Genomic DNA, 18,365 nt, shown 5'->3' on the forward strand with positions numbered 1-18,365 from the left:
ATATGAAGGGAAAGGAGATTAGACAGAATGAGAAAATGGGTTTGGAAATGAACCTGTTGCATGCAGACGAAGTGGAAAGTGCCGTACTGGGAGCCGTGATGCTGGAGCCGGTGTCGCTCCGCGAAGTGGAGGGATTTGTGCGCGCGGAGATGTTTTACCAGCAGAAGCACCGCTATATGTGGATGGCCATCGAATCGCTGGTGGCCAAGGGGCTGGAGCCGGACATCATCATGGTGACGCAGGAACTGGCGATGATGGGCAAGCTGGAAGAGGCGGGGGGTGCCTACGAGGTGACGCTCAAGACGGCGAACCTGGCCAGCTCGGCGCACTTGTGGGAGCATGTGCGGGTGTTGTATGAGTTCTACCTACGGCGTTCCATCGCGGAGTGTCTGCTGCGCCGCCTGGGCGAGACGGCCGACCGGACGGAGGATGTGTATGAGGTGCTCACGGAGCTGATGGACGACCTGGAACGCCTGAAGGAGGGTTCGCCGCTGGAGGAGCATCTGCTGGACATGAAGCGGGTGATGCAGAAGACGTGTGAGCGCATCCGCGACCGGGTGGGCCGGAGTGTGAACGGGGTGTCGGGCATCCCGTCGGGAATTCCGGAACTGGACCGCATGACGGGCGGATGGCAGCCGGGCAACCTGATTTTCACGGCGGGAAGACCGGGTATGGGCAAGACGCAGCTGGGACTGAAGTTCGCGTTGCACGCGGCGGAAAGGGGCTACAGGGTGCTTTTCTATACGCTGGAGATGATGAGCGAGGAAGTGGGCGAACGGGTGCTGATGATGCGGGCGCCGGAACTTTACCGGAAGGTGAGGGGCGGATATACGTCGGAAAAGGAGGTGGACGACTTGTGCCAGGTGGGCGACGAGGTGGCGGAATGCCGGCTGATGGTGGACGACACGCCGTATGTGAGCATCGAACGGCTGTGCGCGGGGGCCAAGACGGTGAAGTCGCGCTGGGGACTGGATTTGGTGGTGGTGGACTACTTGCAGCTGGTGGGCAGCACGCCCCGGGCGGGACGTACCCGCGAGCAGGAGGTGGCGGAGTGTTCGCGCCGGCTGAAGGCGCTGGCCCGTTCGCTGGAATGCCCGGTCATCGTGGCGAGCCAGTTGAACCGCCAGGTGGAGCAGACGTTCGACCACCGTCCGGAACTGAAGCATCTGCGCGAGAGCGGGGCCATTGAGCAGGATGCCGACCTGGTAATCATGCTGCACCGCAACGAGCGTGGGGGCGACCCGAAACGCTGCGGACTGATTGTGGCGAAAAACCGTCACGGGGAGGCGAGCCAGCCGAACGCGAGCGTGGAGGTGGACTTGTTCTGAGTCTTTTCCGGATTTTATCTCTTCGAATGTCGTCACAGGTCGTCGTATTTCTACTTGCCGGGAAGCGGAGGCAGTATCTTTGTCTCAGTAACGAAAAACAATGAATAATGAATAATGAAGAATGAAAAATGAATAATGAGGAATGGGCGCGCGTTTCCTGGTTTTATTGATTCTTCAGTCTTTATTCTTTGTTCTGGACTTTTCGCTTTTAACTTTTAACTTTTAACTCTTAACTTTTAACTTTTAACTTTTAACTTTTAACTCTTAATTGGTTGAATTATGAAAAAGACAGTGACTTATTCAGTAGTAGGACGTGTGAACCCGGCAGACCGTGAAAGTGGTGAAATGAAGTATTATGCGCAGTCGCAGGCACGCGGCGAGATGGGCATCCGCGAGATTTCGGAACGTATCCAGCAGATGTGTACCGTGACCCGTGCCGACGTGATGGCGGTGCTCACGGCGATGGAGGAAATTGTGTCGGAGGGCTTGCAGGGCGGCGAAATCGTGCGCCTGGGCGGTCTGGGCTCCTTGCAGCTGAGCCTGAGCGGCGAGGGGGCCGACACGGAAGAGATGTTCTCCGACTCGCTGATTGAGAAGGTGCGTGTGCTGTTCCGTCCGGGCACGGTGATGCAGGAGGCCATCAACAACCTGGCTTTCGAGAAGGTGCCGGTGAAGTACAGCAAGAAGGACGAGGAAGACGGCGGCCTGGGTGCTTAAAACGAGGAGGAAACGATGAGAGTGACAAGGGTGAAATGGATCGTAATCAGGGTGCTGAAGTGTCTGCTCTGTATCCTGATCGGTAAAAAACTGGATTGTGATGAGAAAAATTGACATGATTGTCATCCACTGCACGGCTACGAGGGCGGATTCCCCGCTCTCGCCTGCCGAGCTGACGAGGATGCACCGGAAAAGGGGATTCAAGTGTTGCGGGTATCATTATTATGTGCGCAGGGACGGCGAAATCTGTAGCATGAGGCCGGTGGAGCGCGAGGGGGCGCACGCCAAGGGCTACAACGCGCGGAGCATCGGCATTGCCTACGAAGGGGGACTGGACGAGAAGGGCTGGCCGGCAGACACGCGGACGGAACGGCAGAAGCGCTCGCTGCGGGTGCTGGTGAGGGTGCTGAAGGAGGATTTCCCCACGATTACGCAGGTGGTGGGGCATCGCGACCTGAGCCCGGACCTGGACGGCGACGGAATAGTGGAACCGGAGGAATGGACCAAGGCTTGTCCTTGCTTTGAAGTGGAACGGGAGCTGTGATGGCTCCCGTTTTTTGTTGCAGATTCAAATTAATGGTGTATCTTTGCAAAAATATTCACTTCTAATTCTTTATGGAGAATCTGTATATCGTACTTCTTGCATTTGTATCGGCAGTGGCCATGGGACGGATGATTATCCCGAATATCTTGATTATTTCAATGCGGAAACGCTTGTTCGATGTGCCCGACGCGCGCAAGGTGCACCGGCGTCCCATACCTCGGCTGGGGGGCGTGACGTTTTTCCCGGTCATCCTGTTCGCGATGTGTGTGTTCACGGCGCTGCGGGTGGTGACGGGCAACGGTCCGGACGAGGTGCACGTGGAGCGGGTGGCCTGCGAGTTCATGTTTCTGGTGGGCGGACTCACGCTGCTGTATATCGTGGGCATCGGCGACGACCTGGTGGGGGTGCGCTACCGGCGGAAGTTCGTGATTCAGATTCTGTCGGCGGCAATGATTCCGCTGTCGGGCTTGTACATCAACGACTTTTACGGGCTTTTCGGTATCGGCGTGGTTCCGGCGGCGGTGGGTATTCCGCTGACGATGTTGCTCACGGTGTTCATCACGAACGCGGTGAACCTGATTGACGGCATCGACGGACTGGCGTCGGGGCTGAGCATGGTGGCGCTGCTGGTGTTCGGGGTGCTCTTCGTGGAGCTGAACCAGTGGATGTATGCCATGCTGGCTTTCGTGACGGTGGGGGTAATCATTCCTTTCTTCTCGTACAATGTGTTCGGACGGGCGGAGATGGGGCGCAAGATTTTCATGGGCGACACGGGGAGCCTGACGCTGGGCTTCATCCTGAGTTTCTTCGTGGTGCGCTATTGCATGTACGACCCGGTGATGCTGCCGGCGCTGAAGGACAACCCGCTGCTGGTGTCGTTCAGTGTGCTGCTGGTGCCGTGTCTGGACGTGGTGCGGGTGGTGCTGCGGCGTGCGCGCAACAGGCAGCCGCTGTTCCTGCCGGACAAGACGCACATCCATCATAAGTTTCTGGCAATGGGTTTCTCTCCCCGCGGGGCCATGGTGACCATCCAGCTGATGTCGGCGTGCTTCTTCGTGTTTACGATGGTGGCCATCCGCTACGTGAACAACACGCTGGTGCTGCTGGCGGATATCGCGCTCTGGACGCTGCTGAATGTCTGGTTCAACTGGGTGATAAAAAAGCGTGAGTAATTTTTTTAGACATAAGAACATAAGGACATAAGTTCCTGTGTGTTTTTTTAGACATAAGAACAAAAGGACATAAGTTTTTTTGTACGCGTGCATCCCCCTCCCGTTATTCATTCTTCTTTTGTTCTTGTGTTCTTCTGTCTTTTGAAGTGTAGACATAAGAACAAAAGAACATAAGTTTTTTGTGCGTGCGCATCCCCGTCGTTATTGATTCTTCTTTTGTTCTTCTGTTCTTCTGTCTTTTAAAGTGTAGACATAAGAACAAAAGGACATAAGTTTTTTTGTGCGCGTGCATCCCCCTCCCGTTATTCATTCTTTTTTTTGTTCTTGTGTTCTTCTGTCTTTCAAAGTGTAGACATAAGAACAAAAGGACATAAGTTTTTTGTGCGTGCGCATCCCCCTCCCGTTATTCATTTTTCATTATTCATTATTTTGTTCTTCTGTCTGAAAAACGGGCATAAAAAAAGGGAATCTTCCCAGACTCCCAATCTTCATTAACCTTAAATCTAATACCATGAAAAACACAGTGCAAAGGTAAGGGTTTTATGTTATGAAACATATAAATTGCACAAGAATCTGCATGATATTAACACTATTTATGCTTTCTCCCGCGCGAAGGCCGATTTGGCCCCCTTTGAACCGTGTTTTTTGCAAATTAGAGAGGGGCTGAGGTTTGGTGGTTAGGGGGAAAACTGTATCTTTGTCGATAAAACTAAAAAAATAGACGGAATGAAGAAACACTTCGCTAGACTGGCGCTGTGCTTCTTTCTGCTGGGGACGGCCCATGCCTATGCCCAGAGCGGAATGACGGACAGCCAAGTGATAGAATATGTACAGCAGGCGCTTCAGGCGGGAAAAGACCAGCAGACCATCGCCATGGAACTGTTGGCCAAGGGTGCCACGCAGGATCAGCTGCTACGGTTGAAATCGCAGTACGGGGCGGCGGAAGGCGGTGTCACGGAAGAGGCTGCCCCGGCCACGGATTCGGGCAGCCGGACACGGAAGACGGCGGCTGCGGCTGCACAGGGCAAGACCGGCGCGGCGGATGCCAGCCTGTGGACCGACGGCATGAAGCAGAGTATGGAACGGCGGAAATCGCTGAAGGCGGCTCCCACGGGCGAGGACGAGGTGTTCGGACGGAACATCTTCAATCAGGAGAAGCTGACTTTCCAGCCGAACCTGAGCATGGCCACGCCGGAGAATTATTCGCTGGGACCGGGCGACGAACTGATTGTGGACGTGTGGGGGGCCAGCCAGAACACGATGCGGCTGGAAATTTCGCCCGACGGCTACGTGAACATCGCCAACGTGGGACCGGTGTACCTGGCGGGGATGACCATCCAGGAGGCGCGGCGGGTGCTGAAGCAGGAGCTGGGCCGGATTTATGCCGACGCGGGCAACCAGATTCAGGTGACGCTGGGCAAAATCCGCACCATCCAGGTGAACGTGATGGGTGAGGTGGTGGCGCCGGGCACGTATGCGTTGTCGTCGCTCTCCACGGTGTTTTATGCCTTGTACGTGGCCGGAGGGGTGAGCGACATCGGCAGCCTGCGCAATGTGCAGGTGGCCCGCGGCGGACGGACGGTGGCACGGCTCGACGTGTACGACTATATTTTGAAGGGGCAGATTCGCGACGACATCCGCTTGCAGGACGGCGACGTGGTGATGGTGCCTACCTTCGAGGAACTGGTGAAGATTAAGGGAAAGGTGAAGCGGCCGATGTGGTACGAGATGAAGCACGGCGAGTCGGCGGCTACCTTGTTGAAATATGCCGGAGGATTTTCTTCGGATGCTTACCGGAAGAGTATCAGCGTGTTACGGAAAAATGGAAAAAATTTTTCGGTAAAAACGGTAAACGATACGGATGTTTCGACGTTTATATTAGCAGACGGCGATGTGGTGACGGTGGATTCCATCCTGAACCGTTTCGACAACCGTCTGGAGGTGAAAGGGGCGGTGTACCACCCGGGGGTGTACGAGCTGAGCGGTTCGCTCAACACGGTGCGCCAGCTGGTGGAGAAGGCCGACGGACTGCTGGGCGAGGCTTTCACGGGGCGCGCGGTGCTGTATCGCGAGCGGGAAAACCTGACGCGGGAGGTGCTGCCGGTCGATATCGAGGGCATCCTGAAGGGGACGTCGCCCGACATTGCCTTGCAGAAGAATGACATTTTGTATATTCCGAGCATCCACGACTTGCAGGATCTGGGACGGGTGAGCATCAGCGGCGAGGTGAACCAACCGGGAAGTTACCCGTATGCGGACCATCTGACCCTGGAGGATCTGGTGATTACGGCGGGGGGACTGAAGGAGTCGGCTTCGCTGGTGCGGGTGGATGTGGCACGCCGTATCCGCGACCCGAAGAGCACGGAGGAACCGGAGAAGATAGGGCAGAATTTCTCGTTCGGCCTGAAGGACGGTTTCGTGGTGGACGGGCAGCCGGGTTTCGAGCTGCAGCCTTACGACCAGGTGTACGTGCGCCGCAGTCCGAGCTATGCGGAGCAGATGAACGTGACGGTGGAGGGCGAGGTGCTCTACGGCGGCGACTATGCGCTGAACACGAAGAGTGAACGCCTGAGCAGCCTGGTGCAGCGGGCCGGAGGGGTGACACGCCATGCGTATGTGCGCGGGGCGAAGTTGCGCCGGGTGGCCAACGAGGAGGAGCTGCGACGCATGGAGGACGTGGTGCGGATGGTGCGCCGGGAAATCGGCGAGAACCTGTCCGATGCGCTGGGCCTGAAGGTGGACAGCACGTTCACGGTGGGCATCGACCTGGAAGAGGCGCTGGCTCAGCCGGGGGGCGACGCCGACCTGGTGCTGCGCGAGGGCGACGTGCTGATGGTGCCGGAATACAACAATACGGTGAAGGTGAACGGAGCGGTGATGATGCCCAACACGGTGTCGTATGCAGAGGGCAAGAGCGTGAAGTATTACCTGAGCCAGGCCGGGGGCTATTCGGCCAACGCCAAGAAGAACCAGAAGTTCATCATTTACATGAACGGACAGGTGGCGGAGGTGAAAGGCAGCGGCAGAAAACAGATTGAGCCGGGATGTGAAATCGTGGTGCCGAACAAGACGAAGAAGTTCAACTTCGCCTCCGTGGTTTCGAACGCGACTTCGTTTGCCTCACTGGCAACGATGCTGGCTTCACTGGCAACGATGTTGAAATAACCTTTAATCGATGAGTATATGAATATGAAAATGAGACTGATTGTCATGAACTTCCTGCAGTTTGCCGTGTGGGGAGCGTATCTCACTTCGATGGGAACGTACCTCGCCGGGGTAGGACTGGGAGGACATATCGGCATTTTTTATGCGATGCAGGGCATTGTGTCCCTGTTCATGCCGGCGGTGATGGGCATCATTGCCGACCGCTGGATTCCGGCGCAGCGCCTGCTGGGGCTGAGCCATCTGCTGGCGGCGCTGTTCATGGCGGGAGCCGGCTATTATGCCATGACCACGGGGTCGCAGGTGGAGTTTCCGGCGCTGTTCGCCTTTTATTCCATGAGTGTGGCGTTCTACATGCCTACGCTGGCTCTGTCGAACTCGGTGGCGTACACGGCGCTCGACAAGGCGGGACTGGACACCATCAAGGCGTTTCCGCCCATCCGCACGTTCGGCACCATCGGCTTTATCTGCTCGATGTGGCTGGTCGACCTGCTGGGCTTCCAGTCGAACTACATGCAGTTCTTCACGTGTGCGGTGTGGGGCGTGGTGCTGGCGGTGTATGCGCATACGCTGCCGGAGTGCCCGGTGAGCCGCGGACAGGGGGAGAAGAAGTCGCTGGTGGAGGCGCTGGGACTGAAGGCGTTCCTGCTGTTCAAGGACCGCAAGATGGCCACGTTCTTCATCTTCTCGATGCTGCTGGGCGTGTCGTTGCAGATTACCAACGGGTTTGCCAATCCGTTCATCACGAGCTTCAGCGCTATTCCGGAATATGCCGACACGTTCGGCGTGCAGCATGCCAACCTGCTGATTTCGCTCTCGCAAATCAGTGAGACGTGCTGTATCCTGCTCATCCCGTTCTTCCTGGGACGGTTCGGCATCAAGCGGGTGATGCTCATCGCCATGGTGGCGTGGGTGCTCCGTTTCGGCCTCTTCGGACTGGGCGACCCGGGCAGCGGGGTGTGGATGTTCGTGCTGTCGATGCTGGTGTATGGCGTGGCGTTCGACTTCTTCAACGTGTCGGGCTCGCTGTATGTGGACAAGGAGACGGACCTTTCCATCCGTTCGAGCGCGCAGGGACTGTTCATCCTGATGACCAACGGCATCGGGGCGACGGTGGGCACGCTGAGCGCACAGGCGGTGGTGAACCGTTTCGTGGACTTCAACTCCACGGCGCCGCAGGTGGAAGGCTGGAGCTGTGCGTGGTTCGTGTTCGCGGGTTACGCACTGGTGGTGGCAGTGGCTTTTGCATTGATTTTCAAATATAAACACGAAATAGTTAAACGTTAACTTTAAACTGGAAATAGTATGAAAGAGGATGAATTGGTAGAAATGGTGGTCAAGGACGTGGAAGAGGTTCTTGACGTGGATAAGGTGATGGATGACATGTCTTTTGACGACCTGATGGAGGATGAGGAGAAGCTGGACCAACTGTGCTTCATCCTCGAGAACCGGCGTGTGACGCTGGTGGAGAAGTACGGCCAACGGGAAATCATGGCGCTGGTGGGCTTCGAGGCGGGCTATCAGCTGTGTCTGATTCCCAAGCACTCGCCGCGGGTGGCGGATTCGCTGGCTTTCCAGACGCTGGTGGCTTTTCACAGGCTGGGCGTGACGCTGGAAAAGACGGTGGTGAGCGGAGAGGTGGAAGACATGATGCAGACCACGGTGTACATGCGGAAACCGGACGGCTCGCCGATGGAGATGAAGCTGATGCTGGACGACGCCTTGCTGCTCTCGGTGCTGGGACAGATTCCGTTCTACGTGACTCGGGGCTTTCTGGAGACCAAGGGACGCGACACCTCGGAGCATGGGAAGAACAAGGAGCTGTTCCTGCTGGAGCTGATGACGGACGAGATGCTGGAAAAGGAGATGGAGGAGGCCATCCGCAGGGAGAATTATGAGTACGCCGGACTGGTGAAGCAGGTGCAGGACGCGCGGAAACAGGAGGCGGCAGGAAATTTAACGGACTAAATTCTAGAGTGATATGCACGTATTTTATACACCGGATATTGAACAGACGCAGGAGTTGCCGGAAGAGGAAGCCGGCCACTGCCTGCGGGTGTTGCGCCTCGGAGTGGGCGACGAAGTGACGCTGACCGACGGGAAGGGCTGCTTTTACCGGGCGGTGATTGCGGCGGCCACCCAGAAGCGGTGTGTGGTGAAGGTGCTGGAGAAAACGGAGCAGGAGCCTTTCTGGAAGGGGCATCTGCACCTGGCTCTGGCGCCTACGAAGAACATGGACCGCATGGAATGGCTGGCGGAGAAGGCCACGGAAATAGGGTTCGACGAGCTGACTTTCCTGAACTGCCGCTTCTCGGAACGGAAGGTCATCAAGACCGACCGCGTGGAGAAAATCGTGGTCTCGGCGGTGAAACAGTCGCTCAAGGCACGCAAGCCGGTGGTGAACGAGATGACGGATTTCCGCCGTTTCATGGAGCGGGAATTTACGGGGCAGAAATTCATTGCCCATTGCTATGAAGGGGAAAAGCCTTTGCTGCGCGACGTGCTGCGGCCCGACGAGGATGCCGTGGTGCTGATTGGTCCGGAGGGGGACTTCAGTCCGGAGGAAGTGGCACTGGCAACGGAAAAGGGCTTTCAGGCGGTGAGCCTGGGCAAGTCGCGCCTGCGCACGGAAACGGCGGCGCTGGTGGCCGTGCACCTGATGAACCTGGCGCACAGCGAATGAGAAACAGGAACTATCTATTATTGTGTAACTTTAAAAATAAGTGAGTATGAAAAAGACGTGGAAATGGATGGGAGGTCTGGCACTGGGTATGACCTTGATGCTGGCTTCGTGTGGCGAAAAAAATCCGTACACCAATGCGCTGCCGAAGGATGCGGCCACGGTGGTTTCGCTGGATGTGAAGGAAATGGCAGAGAAGTGTGCGTTCGACAAGCAGACGCAGCAGTCGATGGCCACGGTGATGAAATCGTCGTTCAAGGGAAAGGCGGATGCCCTGGTAGACAAGATTATGGAGAACCCGGAGGAAAGCGGACTGCGGCTGACCGACCGGGTGTATTTCTTTGCGATGCCTCAGTCGGAAATGGGCGGCTTGCTGGTGCGTATGGCCGACAAGGACAAGCTGGAGAAGCTGATGGGGCTGTTGCAGGAGCAGGGTCAGTGTGAGGCTCCGGCCGACGGCGACGGCTGCCGCTGGACGGTGGGAGGCGATGCGCTGATGGCATGGACGGAGCATGCGTTTCTGATGCTGGCGGCCAACGGGAATCCGAAGGACTTGCAGCACCAGGCTTCGATGTGGCTCCGCCAGAAGGACGGTGAGGGCTATTCGGGCACTCCCGACTTTGGGAAGCTGAAGAAGGCCGACGAGGACATCGCCATGGTGGCTTCGTTGAACATCATGCCGAAGCAGTATCTGTCCATGGCGACCATGGGACTGCCGGCCGACCTGAAGCTGCAGGACCTGAAGACGTTCTCCACGCTGGATTTCCAGGACGGAAAGGCGGTGCTGGAGGTGGAAATGATGACCGAAAACAAGGTGTACAAGGACTTGCTGAAGAAGCAGGAGGAGGTGACGGGCCCGATCAAGGGGTCGTATCTGGAGACCTTCCCTGCCAATACGGTGGGCTGGCTGAGTGCGCATGTGGACGGGGCAAAGGCGTACGAGCTGCTGCGCGAGAACCCGACGGTGCGTCAGGAGCTGGACAACTCGATGATGCCGCTCGACTTTGAAGCGATTTTCAAGGCGGTGGACGGTGACGTGGCGCTGGCCATGCCGGAGATGTCGTTCTCACCGGGATTCATCCTGTATGCCGACGTGAAGAACAGTGAGTTCATGCGTACGTTTGAGGACCTGAAACCGATGCTGGCGATGACCAACGGACAGATGCGTTTGCTGGACAAGGGCAAGGATGCGTATCAGTTTGTGGCTGTGGACGGCTCGGCACTGGGCATGGGACGCGGACCGGCATCCATCTGGCTGGGCGTGAAGGACAAGCGTTTCTACCTGACCAACCGCGAGAGCCTGATCGGCAGCGAGGTGAAGGGACAGACGCTGGAAGATTGCAGCTGGGCCAAGGACGTGAAGGGTAAGCTGTTCTATATGAACGTGAACTTCCAGGCCATTGCGACCGCATTGCCGCAGCTTCCCTACGTGGGCATGCTGGACTACCTGACCATCGAGTCGGAAGGGACAACCAAGGCCCGCATGGTGCTGCAGATGAAGAACAAAAAAGACAATGTGCTGAAGCAGCTGGTGGGAATGATGAAGAATTGATAGTAAGTTAAAAGGTAAAAGTTAAAAGGTAAAAGCTGTGGGTGTGAACCCGTTTTAACTTTTACCTTTTACCTTTTAACTATTAACTATTAACTATTAACTATTAACTATTACCTTTTACCTTTTACTTTTTAACTTTTAACTGGTGAAATGGACACTATAGAATTACAGCAAACCCTGCCGGAGGTATTTGCCGGACGCGACGGAATCGTGTCGGACGTGTGGCACCGGCAGGTGGTTTTCCAAAAGGGAAAGATGTACTTGATTGAAGCGGCGTCGGGCACAGGCAAGTCGTCGCTTTGCAGTTTTATTTATGGGTATCGCACGGACTATCAGGGGATTATCACTTTTGATGGGGTGAACGTGCGGAAGCTCACGGTGAAGCAGTGGACCGATATCCGCAGGCGCTCGCTGAGCATGTTGTTTCAGGAGCTGCGGCTGTTCGGGGAGCTGACGGCGTGGGAGAATGTGCAGCTCAAGAACGGGCTGACGGGCTTCTGCCGCAAACAGCAGGTGAAGGACTGGTTCGAACAGCTGGGCATCGCCGACAAATGGGATGTGAAGGTGGGCAAGATGTCGTACGGACAGCAGCAGCGTGTGGCCTTCGTGAGGGGCCTGTGCCAGCCGGCCGACTTCTTCTTCCTCGACGAGCCGGTGAGTCACCTGGACGACGGCAACGGGCAGATCATGGCCCGTATCCTGAAGGAAGAGGCGGCGCGCCAGGGGGCCGGCGTGATTGTGACATCCATCGGCAAGCACCTGCCGCTGGAGTATGACAGGGTGCTGAGTTTGTAAGGTTTTTAAACGCATAAAGAGATGATCTGGAAATTATTGAGACAGCACATCAGTGTGGCGCAGCTGGCGGGGTTCTTCCTGGCCAACCTGTGTGGCATGGTCATCGTGCTGCTGAGCATACAGTTTTACAAGGACGTGTTGCCGGTGTTCACGCAGGGCGACAGTTTCATGAAGAAGGACTACGTGATTGTGAGCAAGAAGGTGAGCACGCTGGGCAGCCTGGTGAGCAAGGGCGGCACGTTCTCGAAAGGGGACATCGCCGACATGGAGGCACAGCCGTTTGCCAAGCGTACGGGAGCCTTTACACCGGCGCAGTTTAAGGTGTCGGCGGGCATGGGCATGGCGGGCATGCAGCTCTCCACGGCCATGTTTTTCGAGTCGGTGCCCGATGAGTTCGTGGACGTGCGGCTGGAGGGCTGGACGTATCGCGTGGGGCAGGACGAGATTCCGATTATCATCCCGCGCAACTACCTGAACCTGTACAACTTCGGTTTCGCGCAGAGCCGCAACCTGCCGCAGCTGTCGGAGGGGGTGATGGGCATGATGACGCTCGACATCCGCCTGAGCGGGCAGGGACGTACGGAACGCATGAAGGGGCGTATCGTGGGCTTCTCGAACCGGCTGAACACGATTCTGGTGCCGCAGGCGTTCATGGACTGGGCCAACACGGCCTTCGGCGACGGGAGGGACAACGCGCCTTCACGTCTGATTGTGGAGGTGGACAACCCGGCAGACGACCGCATCGCGAAGTATTTCAAGGACAAGGGATATGACACGGAAGGCGACAAGCTGGATGCGGGCAAGACCACGTGGTTCCTGAAGATGGTGACGGGCATCGTACTGACGGTGGGCCTGATTATCAGTGTGCTGTCGTTCTACCTGCTGATGCTGAGCATCTATCTGTTGTTGCAGAAGAACACGAAGAAGCTGGAGAACCTGCTGCTCATCGGGTTCAGTCCGGCGGCAGTGGCGCGTCCGTATCAGGTGCTCACGGTGGCACTGAACGCGGCAGTGGCAGTAATCGGTGTGCTGATAGTGTGTGCGGCCCGCGGCGGGTATCTGGACATGCTGGGCCGGATGGTGCCCGACCTGGAAGAGGGCAGCCTGTGGCCGGCCTTGCTGACGGCGGGAGTGCTTTTCCTGGTGGTGTCGGTGCTGAACGTGCTGGCCGTGCGGCGGAAGGTGGATTCCATCCGGGTGAAGAAGTGAGAAAGAGACACATTTATTATTATAAATAGAATTGACACATGAAAAAACTAAAGAATGTATGGCTTTATCTAAGCTTTTTGTTGTTTGTGGCCGGAATGGCAAGTTGTAGCACCGAAGACCCTACGGGTGTGGAGGTATCGCGTGAGGATATCATCGGCACATGGAAGGTGACGGCGAATGACTGGAAGGACTCGGAAGGGGACTCCGGACGGAATGACCATGTGGGTCTTATGCTGACGCTGGGCAGTGACGGCACGGCGGCTTTCCAAGGCTACCAGTACCGGTGGACGCTGGCCGGCGGCGGAGTGCTGACGTTGTCGGGAAATGCCGGCCTGACGGTGAAGGTGACCATCCTTTCGCTCGTGGACGGGGAACTGAAAGCGACGTATTTCAGCGGCTCGTCGTCGGAAGCGTATGAAGTGGAAGGGAATTACACTTTCCGCCGGGGGTGATTTCTTAGACATAAGAACAAAAGAACATATTCTTGGAGAGAAGAGCGGCAGAACTTGTTTTTAGACAGAAGAACATAAGAGCAAAAGATATGGGAACGGAAGAGCTTATTAAGATGGTTATCCAGTGTGCGTATGAGGTGAGGATGCGTCTTGCAGCGGGTTTTCTGGAGTCCGTGTATCAGAAGGCGATGTTGATTGAGTTGTGTCAGCGAGGGATTCGTGCGGATTCGGAGGTGCCTATCCATGTGTATTATCGGGACAGTGTGGTAGGGGAGTTTCGGGCGGATATCTTGGTGGAAAATAAGATTATCGTTGAACTGAAAGCAGTGCAGCGGTTGAACCCTATTCATGAAAGCCAGTTGGTGAACTATCTGACTGCGACTCGCAAAGACCACGGATTACTGATTAATTTCGGGGGTGAACGGATTGAGATAAGAAGGAAGTTCCGGGAGTATAAGAACAGGGTGTAGATCTTGAATTCTGGACAGAAGAACAAAAGAACAAAAGGTTAAAGAACAACGAGGAATGCACAAAAATATGTTCTTCTGTTCTTCTGTCCATAAAAAGAAAACATCCACTCGTTGAAAAACATGTTCTTTTGTTCTTCTGTCCATAAAAAGGAAACATCCACTCGTTAAAAAAAACATGTCCTTTTGTTCTTCTGTCCATAAAAAGAAAACATCCACTCGTTAAAAAAACATGTTCTTCTGTTCTTCTGTCCATAAAAAGAAAACATCCACTCGTTGAAAAACATGTCCTTTTGTTCTTCTGTCCAAACCCCGCTCCATGTGACCGCACACACACAGAATTTATGTAAATAATTGTTTAATAAGAAACGGCTGTGTGAACGAGTGTAAAACGCTCTGTCCGATATCCCTTGATTTATGTCTATTATTGGGGGAATCAGTATAAAATATGTTACATGGAGTTACACCTATGTGAGTTTATTCTGTAAATTTGCGTTACATAAATGGTCAAACTTTTGACAAACACCCGGGACGTTTGGAAAAAGAGAGACCAAGAAGATTCATTTTTTTAATTAAAATAATAGCTTATGTCAAAAATCGTTGGACACATTTCGCAGGTAATCGGTCCGGTGGTCGATGTGTACTTCAAGTTCGAAGAAGGACAAGACGTGGAACACGCCTTGCCGAAAATCCACGATGCCATGACGATCGCCCGTAGCGACGGTCGTACGCTGGTGATTGAAGTACAGCAGCACATCGGTGAAGACACGGTACGTTGCGTGGCCATGGACAGCACGGACGGATTGAAGCGCGGAATGGAAGTCGTTCCTACGGGTCATCCGATCACGATGCCTATCGGTAACCAGATCAAGGGCCGTGTGATGAACGTGGTGGGTGACACCATTGACGGAATGAAGAGTCTGGACAAGAAAGACGGATTCCCCATTCACCGTGAACCTCCGAAATTCGAAGACCTGGCTACCACCCAGGAAGTATTGTTTACCGGTATCAAGGTGATTGATTTGCTGGAACCTTATCTGAAAGGTGGTAAAATCGGTCTGTTTGGTGGGGCGGGCGTCGGAAAAACCGTGCTCATCAAAGAGTTAATCAACAACATTGCCAAGAAACACAATGGTTTCTCCGTGTTTGCAGGGGTGGGTGAGCGTACCCGTGAAGGTAATGACCTGCTGAGAGAAATGATTGAATCTGGCGTAATCCGCTACGGTGACGACTTCCTTAAGAGTATGGAAGAAGGTAACTGGGACCTTTCGAAGGTGGATTACAACGAAGTGGAAAAATCGCAGGTGGCCATGGTGTTCGGTCAGATGAACGAACCTCCCGGTGCCCGTCAGTCAGTGGCGCTTTCAGGACTGACGCTGGCAGAGTCTTTCCGTGACCGTCAGACGGGCGAAAACGGTCCGCGCGATATCCTGTTCTTTATCGACAACATCTTCCGTTTCACGCAGGCCGGTTCCGAGGTTTCCGCCTTGCTGGGACGTATGCCGTCTGCAGTAGGTTACCAGCCGACACTGGCTACGGAAATGGGTCAGATGCAGGAACGAATCACTTCTACGAAGAACGGGTCTATCACTTCTGTTCAGGCGGTGTATGTGCCTGCCGACGACTTGACCGACCCTGCTCCGGCCACAACCTTTACGCACCTTGACGCCACTACGGTGTTGAGCCGTAAGATTACCGAGCTGGGTATCTATCCGGCTGTGGACCCGCTGGACTCTACGTCGCGTATCCTCGACCCGCTGATTGTGGGCAAGGAACACTACGAGACCGCTCAGCGCGTGAAACAGATTCTGCAGCGTAACAAGGAACTTCAGGATATCATCTCCATTCTGGGTATGGATGAACTTTCGGACGAAGACCGCCTGACAGTGAACCGTGCCCGCCGTGTACAGCGATTCCTGTCGCAGCCGTTTGCCGTGGCTGAACAGTTCACCGGTGTGCCGGGCGTGATGGTTTCCATCGAAGACACCATCAAGGGCTTCAAGATGATTCTGGACGGCGAGGTGGACTATCTGCCGGAACAGGCCTTCCTGAACGTGGGTACCATTGAGGATGCCATCGAGAAGGGTAAGAAGTTGCTGGAAGCTGCAAAGAGTTAATAATTAAAAGTTAAAAGTTAAAGGCTAAAGGCCGAAAAGGCCGGCGGCTGATAACGAATAGTAGAATTATGAAAGAACTTCATCTGGTTATCGTTTCACCCGAACGCCTGGTTTACGAAGGAAAAGTGAGCCTGGTGACCTTTCCGGGAGGTGCTGGAAAATTCCAGGTCATGGCTGACCATGCCCCGCTGATTTCCACGCTCGCGGCAGGGGAAGTGAAATACGTGGCCGGAAAGGAAACGCACTCGCTGCAAATCAAAGGCGGGTTCGTGGAAGTCAAAAACAATCAGATTTCAGTCTGTGCCGAACTCTGAGAAGAGGGGGGCAGGCGTTGAACCGAATATGTTTTTGGCGGCTTTCCGAATGAAAAACCGCACGATACTATGTTTTTGTTGACCGTGAAGAAAAAATTTGTGAAAGAATTGACCGTGATAGGAATCGTACTGACAGCGCTTGTCGCCGTGGTGTATCACTTGTTCATCCCCGACAGGTATTTCCTGTGGTTTCCTGCCATCCCGATATTCTTTTATCTTTTCGGTCTTTTTTACATAGAAATGTTCGCGTTCAATTACCGTTTGGGTATCCAGAAGATTGCAATGACCTATCTGGTGTGCAAGGCGCTGAAATTCATCCTGAGCGCACTGGTGCTGATATTCTACGGATTTGTGATTGAGCATGAAGTAGTGGCCTTCATGGTGACCTTCATCTTCTTTTACTTTGCGTTTCTGATATTCGAAACCCGTTTTTTCCTTCTTTTTGAAGCGAAACTCAAATTAAGACAAAAAACAAATGATGAAAAAAATACGGTACATAGTGATTACGCTGTTACTGCTGATGGTGGTTCCGGCCGCCACGGTGAAGGCGCAGGCCGCTGAGGGCGACGTGGACGTGAATGAACTGGTGTTCGGACACATCGGCGATGCCTACGAGTGGCACATCGCGACTTTCGGCAACACGGAGGTGCGCATCCCGCTGCCCGTCATCGTGAAAAGCAGTACAGGCTGGCACGTGTTCTCGTCTGCCCGGCTGGAGGAAGGTCCTTACGAGGGTCTCTACGTGGCCAAGGGCGGCAGCTACGACGGAAAAATCGTGGAACGGAACGCGGCCGGCGAGGAGGTGCGTCCGCTGGACATCTCCATTACGAAGAATGTGCTGGGCTTGTTTATCAACAGTGCGGTGCTGCTGGTGATTATGCTGAGCTGCGTGCGCTGGTACAAGAAACATCCGCTGGAAGACGGGGCGCCCAAAGGGGGTGTCGGCATGATTGAAGCCACGGTGATGTCGATTTACAACGACGTGATAAAGGGCTGTGTGGGCGAGAACTACCGCCGCTACGCACCTTATCTGCTCACTGCTTTCTTCTTCGTGCTGGCCAACAACCTGATGGGGCTGATTCCGATTTTCCCCGGTGGAGCCAACGTGACGGGTAACATCGCCATTACGATGGTGCTGGCCTTGTGTACGTTCGTGCTGACCAACGTATATGGCACGAAGGCTTACTGGAAGGAAATCTTCTGGCCCGATGTGCCCACATGGCTGAAGGCGCCGGTACCTATGATGCCGTTGATTGAATTCTTCGGTATCTTTACCAAGCCGTTCGCACTGATGATCCGTTTGTTTGCCAACATCATGGCGGGACATGCGGCAGTGCTGAGTCTGATTGCCATTATCTTCATCACGGTGAAATCGGGACCGGTAATCAACGGTTCGATGACGGTGGTGGCTGTGGCATTCGGCATATTCATGGATGCGCTGGAACTTCTGGTGGCATTCATCCAGGCATACGTGTTCACAATGCTGTCGGCTGTGTTTATCGGCTTGTCGCAGGTGAAAGAGCATGCCAAGAAATAATCGATTCAAAGAAAATTAAAGTATAACCTTTTAAAACAAGAAAATTATGTTATTGTCAGTTTTATTGCAGGCAGCTGCAGGTGTAGGTATTAGTAAATTGGGCGCCGCTATCGGTGCAGGTATTGCAGTTTTGGGTGCCGGTATCGGTATCGGTAAGATTGGTGGCTCGGCAATGGAGGCAATGGCCCGTCAGCCGGAAGCTTCAGGCGACTTGCGTATGAACATGATCATCGCTGCCGCCCTGGTAGAAGGTGTGGCCCTGATCGCTATCGTGGTTTGTTTGTTGACATTGTTCTTGTAATAAATAAAACAGTAAATT

At 54.6% G+C, this 18,365-nt stretch carries 18 protein-coding genes; all 18 read left to right on the forward strand.

The genetic code is table 11. From position 1 onward, the window contains the following. Window positions 1-2 precede the first annotated feature (2 nt). The 18 genes from BQ7480_RS07730 to atpE all read left to right on the forward strand — a co-directional run bounded on the left by BQ7480_RS07730 (window position 3) and on the right by atpE (window position 18,347). Entirely contained in the window at window positions 3-1,328 is a 1,326-nt protein-coding gene (locus BQ7480_RS07730; protein WP_072542400.1) for a replicative DNA helicase, read from the forward strand. A 279-nt stretch (window positions 1,329-1,607) separates the two neighbouring features. After that, on the forward strand, window positions 1,608-2,045 hold the full coding sequence (locus BQ7480_RS07735) for an HU family DNA-binding protein (protein WP_072542401.1): 438 nt from the start codon (window positions 1,608-1,610) through the stop codon (window positions 2,043-2,045). Window positions 2,046-2,145: 100 nt separating this feature from the next. Continuing rightward, a complete protein-coding gene (locus BQ7480_RS07740) occupies window positions 2,146-2,589 on the forward strand; it encodes an N-acetylmuramoyl-L-alanine amidase (protein ID WP_072542402.1) in 444 nt (147 codons plus the stop codon). A gap of 71 nt (window positions 2,590-2,660) precedes the next feature. Continuing rightward, window positions 2,661-3,761, forward strand: coding sequence for an MraY family glycosyltransferase (locus BQ7480_RS07745; protein ID WP_072542403.1), 1,101 nt, complete (start codon window positions 2,661-2,663; stop codon window positions 3,759-3,761). A gap of 726 nt (window positions 3,762-4,487) precedes the next feature. Further along, window positions 4,488-6,926 carry a polysaccharide biosynthesis/export family protein gene (locus BQ7480_RS07755; RefSeq protein ID WP_072542405.1) on the forward strand — a complete coding sequence of 813 codons (2,439 nt, stop codon included), beginning with the start codon at window positions 4,488-4,490 and terminating at the stop codon, window positions 6,924-6,926. Window positions 6,927-6,944: 18 nt separating this feature from the next. Next, window positions 6,945-8,210 (forward strand): MFS transporter, encoded by a 1,266-nt coding sequence (locus BQ7480_RS07760; protein WP_072542406.1) that lies wholly within the window; start codon window positions 6,945-6,947, stop codon window positions 8,208-8,210. Between the two features lie 18 nt (window positions 8,211-8,228). Further along, a complete protein-coding gene (locus BQ7480_RS07765) occupies window positions 8,229-8,891 on the forward strand; it encodes a hypothetical protein (RefSeq protein WP_072542407.1) in 663 nt (220 codons plus the stop codon). 13 nt (window positions 8,892-8,904) lie between these two features. Then, a complete protein-coding gene (locus tag BQ7480_RS07770; protein ID WP_072542408.1) occupies window positions 8,905-9,606 on the forward strand; it encodes a 16S rRNA (uracil(1498)-N(3))-methyltransferase in 702 nt (233 codons plus the stop codon). Window positions 9,607-9,652: 46 nt separating this feature from the next. After that, entirely contained in the window at window positions 9,653-11,155 is a 1,503-nt protein-coding gene (locus BQ7480_RS07775; protein ID WP_072542409.1) for a DUF4836 family protein, read from the forward strand. 150 nt (window positions 11,156-11,305) lie between these two features. Then, window positions 11,306-11,950 carry an ATP-binding cassette domain-containing protein gene (locus BQ7480_RS07780; RefSeq protein ID WP_072542410.1) on the forward strand — a complete coding sequence of 215 codons (645 nt, stop codon included), beginning with the start codon at window positions 11,306-11,308 and terminating at the stop codon, window positions 11,948-11,950. Between the two features lie 21 nt (window positions 11,951-11,971). Beyond that, window positions 11,972-13,159 carry a hypothetical protein gene (locus tag BQ7480_RS07785; protein ID WP_072542411.1) on the forward strand — a complete coding sequence of 396 codons (1,188 nt, stop codon included), beginning with the start codon at window positions 11,972-11,974 and terminating at the stop codon, window positions 13,157-13,159. 38 nt (window positions 13,160-13,197) lie between these two features. Further along, window positions 13,198-13,611 (forward strand): hypothetical protein, encoded by a 414-nt coding sequence (locus BQ7480_RS07790; protein ID WP_072542412.1) that lies wholly within the window; start codon window positions 13,198-13,200, stop codon window positions 13,609-13,611. Window positions 13,612-13,700: 89 nt separating this feature from the next. Then, on the forward strand, window positions 13,701-14,081 hold the full coding sequence (locus BQ7480_RS07795; protein ID WP_072542413.1) for a GxxExxY protein: 381 nt from the start codon (window positions 13,701-13,703) through the stop codon (window positions 14,079-14,081). A 584-nt stretch (window positions 14,082-14,665) separates the two neighbouring features. Further along, the gene (gene atpD / locus BQ7480_RS07800; protein WP_072542414.1) at window positions 14,666-16,195 is read left to right on the forward strand and encodes a F0F1 ATP synthase subunit beta; all 1,530 of its coding nucleotides are present in this window, start codon (window positions 14,666-14,668) and stop codon (window positions 16,193-16,195) included. A gap of 68 nt (window positions 16,196-16,263) precedes the next feature. Continuing rightward, window positions 16,264-16,509, forward strand: a complete 246-nt coding sequence (locus tag BQ7480_RS07805; RefSeq protein ID WP_072542415.1) for a F0F1 ATP synthase subunit delta/epsilon — start codon at window positions 16,264-16,266, stop codon at window positions 16,507-16,509. Between the two features lie 69 nt (window positions 16,510-16,578). Continuing rightward, window positions 16,579-17,070 carry a hypothetical protein gene (locus tag BQ7480_RS07810; protein WP_072542416.1) on the forward strand — a complete coding sequence of 164 codons (492 nt, stop codon included), beginning with the start codon at window positions 16,579-16,581 and terminating at the stop codon, window positions 17,068-17,070. Beyond that, window positions 17,030-18,046 carry a F0F1 ATP synthase subunit A gene (gene atpB / locus BQ7480_RS07815; RefSeq protein WP_072542417.1) on the forward strand — a complete coding sequence of 339 codons (1,017 nt, stop codon included), beginning with the start codon at window positions 17,030-17,032 and terminating at the stop codon, window positions 18,044-18,046. Before BQ7480_RS07810 ends, atpB begins: the two co-directional genes overlap by 41 nt. Window positions 18,047-18,092: 46 nt before the next feature. Further along, window positions 18,093-18,347: an ATP synthase F0 subunit C gene (gene atpE / locus BQ7480_RS07820; protein WP_072542418.1), complete on the forward strand. Its 255-nt coding sequence runs from the start codon at window positions 18,093-18,095 to the stop codon at window positions 18,345-18,347. Window positions 18,348-18,365 lie beyond the last annotated feature (18 nt).

This window comes from Bacteroides mediterraneensis (assembly GCF_900128455.1).
Classification (GTDB): Bacteria; Bacteroidota; Bacteroidia; order Bacteroidales; family Bacteroidaceae; genus Phocaeicola; species Phocaeicola mediterraneensis.

What these genes read in the sequence shown, in the direction of transcription:
- BQ7480_RS07810 (WP_072542416.1), top strand. Translation starts at nt 16,579, where the DNA reads ATGTTTTTGTTGACCGTGAAGAAAAAATTTGTGAAAGAATTGACCGTG.
- BQ7480_RS07785 (WP_072542411.1), top strand. Translation starts at nt 11,972, where the DNA reads ATGATCTGGAAATTATTGAGACAGCACATCAGTGTGGCGCAGCTGGCG.
- BQ7480_RS07735 (WP_072542401.1), top strand. Translation starts at nt 1,608, where the DNA reads ATGAAAAAGACAGTGACTTATTCAGTAGTAGGACGTGTGAACCCGGCA.
- BQ7480_RS07780 (WP_072542410.1), top strand. Translation starts at nt 11,306, where the DNA reads ATGGACACTATAGAATTACAGCAAACCCTGCCGGAGGTATTTGCCGGA.
- BQ7480_RS07805 (WP_072542415.1), top strand. Translation starts at nt 16,264, where the DNA reads ATGAAAGAACTTCATCTGGTTATCGTTTCACCCGAACGCCTGGTTTAC.
- BQ7480_RS07760 (WP_072542406.1), top strand. Translation starts at nt 6,945, where the DNA reads ATGAATATGAAAATGAGACTGATTGTCATGAACTTCCTGCAGTTTGCC.
- BQ7480_RS07770 (WP_072542408.1), top strand. Translation starts at nt 8,905, where the DNA reads ATGCACGTATTTTATACACCGGATATTGAACAGACGCAGGAGTTGCCG.
- BQ7480_RS07790 (WP_072542412.1), top strand. Translation starts at nt 13,198, where the DNA reads ATGAAAAAACTAAAGAATGTATGGCTTTATCTAAGCTTTTTGTTGTTT.
- BQ7480_RS07745 (WP_072542403.1), top strand. Translation starts at nt 2,661, where the DNA reads ATGGAGAATCTGTATATCGTACTTCTTGCATTTGTATCGGCAGTGGCC.
- atpB (WP_072542417.1), top strand. Translation starts at nt 17,030, where the DNA reads ATGGTGGTTCCGGCCGCCACGGTGAAGGCGCAGGCCGCTGAGGGCGAC.
- BQ7480_RS07765 (WP_072542407.1), top strand. Translation starts at nt 8,229, where the DNA reads ATGAAAGAGGATGAATTGGTAGAAATGGTGGTCAAGGACGTGGAAGAG.
- BQ7480_RS07795 (WP_072542413.1), top strand. Translation starts at nt 13,701, where the DNA reads ATGGGAACGGAAGAGCTTATTAAGATGGTTATCCAGTGTGCGTATGAG.
- BQ7480_RS07755 (WP_072542405.1), top strand. Translation starts at nt 4,488, where the DNA reads ATGAAGAAACACTTCGCTAGACTGGCGCTGTGCTTCTTTCTGCTGGGG.
- atpE (WP_072542418.1), top strand. Translation starts at nt 18,093, where the DNA reads ATGTTATTGTCAGTTTTATTGCAGGCAGCTGCAGGTGTAGGTATTAGT.
- BQ7480_RS07775 (WP_072542409.1), top strand. Translation starts at nt 9,653, where the DNA reads ATGAAAAAGACGTGGAAATGGATGGGAGGTCTGGCACTGGGTATGACC.
- atpD (WP_072542414.1), top strand. Translation starts at nt 14,666, where the DNA reads ATGTCAAAAATCGTTGGACACATTTCGCAGGTAATCGGTCCGGTGGTC.
- BQ7480_RS07740 (WP_072542402.1), top strand. Translation starts at nt 2,146, where the DNA reads ATGAGAAAAATTGACATGATTGTCATCCACTGCACGGCTACGAGGGCG.
- BQ7480_RS07730 (WP_072542400.1), top strand. Translation starts at nt 3, where the DNA reads ATGAAGGGAAAGGAGATTAGACAGAATGAGAAAATGGGTTTGGAAATG.